Here is a 3969-nt window from a genome sequence, read left to right as displayed (position 1 = left end):
CGCCCCACCCGTCCCGGTCCTTCCGGATCGCCCGCCCGGGCCAATGGCACTCGCCCGGCCCACCCGGACGGCGTCCCGCTGGGCCGATGGTCCAGCCTTCCGGCCGCCGGTTGAGCCACCGGTGCCCTCAGTGGTCTCATGGGGGAGTCGATGGCGCTGCGGAACTCCGCGGCGCCTTTTTCATGTGGCGCACCGGGCGGGTGCGGAAGGGGCGGGGAGAGCGTGCTGAAGAGGATGTTCGCGGCGCCGGACCCGGGAAAGCTGCGGCTGCGCGCCGCCTCCCGGGCCGTCCTCGGCATCGGCGCGGCGGTGGCCGTGACCGGCCTGGCCGGCCACTCCCTGAGCGCCGCCGTCACCGGTGGCCTCGCCGCCCTCCTCGCCCTGTTCACCGTCACCGACGCCACTGTCCGCGGCCAGTTGACCACCACCGCGCTGCTGCCGGTCGTCGGCTTCCCGGTGCTGGCGCTCGCCGCCGTGCTGCACGACCACCCGCTGGCCCGCGACCTGGCGTTCCTCGCCATCGTCGGCACCGGCGTCTACGCCCGCCGCTGGGGGCCGCGCGGCCACGCGCTGGGCGTGTTCGCCTTCATGACCTTCTTCGTCACGCAGTTCCTGCACACCGCCCCCGGCAGACTGCCCGAGCTGTACGCGGCGGTCACGCTGTCCCTGCTGACCTGCTCGGCGGTCCGGTTCGGCGCCTGGTGCTACGAGCGCCGGGTCGCGCTGCCCGCCCCGCCGGCGTACGCGGAGGGGCGCGGGCTCGCCCGCACCACCACCCGGCAGGCCGTCCAGGCCACGCTGGGCTGCGCCGTCGCCCTGGTGGTCGGGCAGGCGCTGTCCGGGGAGCGCTGGTACTGGGCGGTCGGCGCGACCTGGTGGATCTTCGTCAACACCGCCTCCCGCGGCGAGACCCTGGTCCGCGGCTTCCGCCGGGTGCTGGGCACCCTGATCGGCATCGCCGTCGGCCTGGTCGTCGTCGTCCCGCTCAAGGGCGCGCCCGCCCCGACCGCCGTGCTCACCGCGGTGTGCGTGTTCGGCATCTTCTACACCGCCGCCGTCTCCTACACCTGGATGATGCTCTCGGTGACCCTGCTGGCCGGCGGGCTGTACGGGCTGCTGGGCGTGCTCGACCCGGCCCTGCTCGCGCTGCGGATGCTGGAGACCGGCGTCGGCGCGCTCGGCGCGGTCCTCGCGGTGCTGCTGGTGCTGCCGGTCACCACCCACGCCACCACCGACGCCTGGATCGCCCGCGCCCTGCGCTGCGTGCACCAGTGCACCGCCGAGGCCGCCGCCCGGCTCTCCGGCGACCCGCAGGCCGACCCGGCCCCGCACGTCGCCCACCTGGAAGCCCTGCTCGGCCGGGTCCGGCTGTCGCTCGCGCCGCTGGTCCACCCGCTCAGCCCGCTGCGCGCCCGCCGCGCCCGAGCCCGCCACGTGCTCGCTCTGCTCGACGACTGCGCCCGCGAGGTGCGCGGCCTGGCCTCCGTCGCCGCCGACCCGGAGGCCTCGCACGACGCCCGGCTCGCCGCGGCCTGCTGGCGGGTCGAGGCCGCCGTCGAGGCGCTCACCACGCCGGAGGCGGCCCGTGAACCGGATGCCGCGGCCGCGGCCGAGGCCGCCGAGCACCTGCCCGCCCCGCTCGCCCACCTCCACCAGCTGGAGAAGGCGCTGGTGGAGCTGGCCGCCCCGCTGCGCAGCCCCACCCGCGCCCCGCTGATCGGCGCCTGAACCGGCACGGCGAGGCGCGGCCGCACGGCCGATCGGGGGGACCGCCCGCCCCGCCGCCGCCCCCTGCCTGGTCTAGACCTGCTAGCGTCGGGGCGCGCGGCGCCGACCCCGGCCGCCGGCAGCCGTCCGGAAGGGGCAGCACGGTGGTGGATCGACCAGACCAGTCACGGCGCGAGGGCGGACGCGCGTACATCGGATCGTTCACCTCGGCCGGCGGCCGCGGCGTACTCGCCGCCACCGTGGACCCGCACACCGGCGCGCTGACCCCCACCGGCGCCTGCGCCGAGGTGCCCGACCCCTCGTATCTGGCGCTCGCCCCCGGCGGCAGGCTGCTGTACGCCGTCTCCGAGACCGAACGCGGCGCGGTCGCCGCCTTCGCGCTCGACGGCCCCGCGCCCAGGCCGGTCGCCGAGCCCGCCCCGGTGCGCGGCGACTCGCCCACCCATCTCGCGCTCGCCCACGGCCACGTGCTCACCGCGAACTACGGCTCCGGCAGCGTCAGCGCCCTGCCGCTGGGAGCCGACGGCCGGCCCGGGCCCGCCATACACGTCGTCCAGCACCAGGGCGGCGGACCCGACGAGGAGCGCCAGGACGGACCGCACGCCCACCAGGTGCTGCCCGACCCCACCGGCCGCTGGGTGCTCAGCGTCGACCTCGGCACCGACTCGGTGCGGATCTCCGTGCTCGACCCGGCGACCGGGCGGTTCACCCCGCACGCCGAGACCGCGGTACGCCCCGGCACCGGCCCCCGCCACCTGGCCTTCCATCCGGCCGGCGGCCACCTCTACGTCGTCGGCGAGCTGCGGCCCACGCTCACCGTCTGCCGCTGGGACGACGAGCAGGGCGTCCTCGTCCCCACCGCCGAGACCCCGCTGCTCCCGGAGGACGGCCGCGCGGCTGGCTACCCGTCCGAGATCGCCGTCGCCCCCGACGGGCGGTTCGCCTGGGTCGCGGTACGCGGCGACGACTCCATCGCCGTCCTCGCCCTGGACGAGTCGGGGGAGAAGCCCGAGCTGCTCACCACCGTCCCCTGCGGCGGCGTCTGGCCCCGCGACCTGGTGCTGCACCCCTCCGGGCGGTGGCTGTACGCGGCCAACGAGCGCTCCGGCGACGTGACCTGGTTCGACGTCGACCCCGAGACGGGCGTCCCGACCCGGGCCGGCTCCGTCGAGGCCCCGGCCGCCACCTGCGTGGTCTTCGCCTGACCGCTCGGCCTCCCGTGACAGCCCGAAGGGCCCGTACCGGCTCGACGACGCCGGTGCGGGCCCTTCGGCGCGGGCGGCTTCAGCGCACCGCCGCGCCCTGCGGCTGCGGGGCGATGCCCAGCGCCGTCGTGTACTGCGACAGCACCAGCTTGCCCACCGCCGGGTAGGCGCCCAGCGGCTCGGCCACCGCGCAGCCCGCCGCCTCGGCGGCCTGCTCCAGCAGCCCCTCCGCCAGCTCCGGGCCGATCAGGTAGGGGGCGAGGGCGAGGGACTGCGAGCCCGAGCCGCGAAGCTGCTCGGCGACCGCCGCCACCGAGCCCTCCTGGTCCAGCGCGGCGGCCATCACCGGGACCGCGAGCCGGGCGGCCAGCAGCATGCCGGTGATCCCGGCCGCCTGCACGGCCTCATCGCCGCCGGTGGTCGCCAGCACGATGCCGTCCGCGGCGGTGGCGACGGTGAACAGCCGCGCCCGGTCGGCGCGGGCCAGCCCGGCCTCGGACAGCCGCACGTGCACCGCCTCGGCCAGCAGCGGATGCGGGCCCAGCACGTCGGTCAGCTCGGCCGGTGCGCCGGCGGCGGCCACGGCGTCCCGGATCAGGCCGGTCAGCTCGCTGTCGGGGCCGGCCAGCAGCGGCACCACGACGGCGGCGGGGCCGGTCGGCTCGGCCGCCTCGCGGCCGGCGGCCAGCGCGAACTCGTACCGCTCGCCGCGCAGCGCGGCGGCCTGCGCCAGCACCGAGGACAGCGACGGGAACTCGACGTCGTCGCCGTTCAGGAAGCCGACCGCCGCCTCCAGGCCGGGCAGCTCGGAGCGGGCGATGCTCACGATCTCCTCCGCCACCGACCGTACGGCGGGTGAGGGGGAGCCGGGTACGGCGAGCACCAGCGCGGGCGCCCCCTCCGGCGCCACGGCAGGCTCGGGCCGGCGGTGCCGCCCGGGCTGGCGGGGGCGCGGCATTCGTACGGGCAGGCCGTTGTCGGGCCCTGTGGGGGTGCTCATGGCGCCGCATGCTACTGGTTCACCCCGCGCGCGGGG

The 3969-nt window shown here is 77.5% G+C and carries 3 protein-coding genes; 2 read left to right on the top strand and 1 reads right to left on the bottom strand.

Going from position 1 to position 3969, the window contains the following annotated elements; translation table 11 throughout:
* The first annotated feature begins 222 nt into the window (after positions 1-222).
* Together C6N75_RS28735 and C6N75_RS28730 are read left to right on the top strand one after the other, a co-directional pair.
* Complete coding sequence (locus C6N75_RS28735; RefSeq protein ID WP_105871776.1) at positions 223-1728, top strand: FUSC family protein; 1506 nt, start codon at positions 223-225, stop codon at positions 1726-1728.
* A gap of 143 nt (positions 1729-1871) precedes the next feature.
* Positions 1872-2933, top strand: coding sequence for a lactonase family protein (locus C6N75_RS28730; RefSeq protein ID WP_258177670.1), 1062 nt, complete (start codon positions 1872-1874; stop codon positions 2931-2933).
* Between the two features lie 79 nt (positions 2934-3012).
* Here the strand turns inward: C6N75_RS28730 and C6N75_RS28725 are convergent, their stop codons facing one another.
* Complete coding sequence (locus tag C6N75_RS28725; RefSeq protein WP_105871775.1) at positions 3013-3933, bottom strand: sirohydrochlorin chelatase; 921 nt, start codon at positions 3931-3933, stop codon at positions 3013-3015.
* Positions 3934-3969 lie beyond the last annotated feature (36 nt).

Source organism: Streptomyces solincola (assembly GCF_002982015.1).
Classification (GTDB): Bacteria; Actinomycetota; Actinomycetes; order Streptomycetales; family Streptomycetaceae; genus Streptomyces; species Streptomyces solincola.
Note: the sequence above shows the minus strand (reverse complement) of the source record. Positions and strands in the feature narration are given on the sequence as shown.